At 63.0% G+C, this 257-nt stretch carries 1 protein-coding gene; it reads right to left on the minus strand.

The window, feature by feature from the left end; all coding sequences use genetic code 11:
• A partial coding sequence (locus tag KVT28_RS25570; protein ID WP_217551033.1) for an Ig-like domain-containing protein occupies positions 1-257 on the minus strand: 257 nt, incomplete at both ends.

The raw sequence follows: 257 nt of genomic DNA on the forward strand, positions 1-257 counted from the left end.
CCAGACTGCCTTTTTCGGCGCTGCCGCTCAGCACGGGTCGGGCGTCGTTGGTGAGGCCGGTGCCGTCGTTGGCAATGGCGCCAAACGCGCCGCCGGTTACCGCATCGCTGACGGTGGCCAGCTCTGGCTGCGCAATTTGCGTGTCAACGGTGATGGTAAAGGTGTTGGACAGCACGGAAATGTTGCCCGCCGGATCGACGGCCTGCACGGTCAGCGTATGCATGCCTTCGGTGAACTTATCGGTACCGGTGAACTGC

It is taken from the genome of Pantoea sp. GbtcB22, assembly GCF_019091025.1.
GTDB lineage: Bacteria > Pseudomonadota > Gammaproteobacteria > Enterobacterales > Enterobacteriaceae > Pantoea > Pantoea leporis.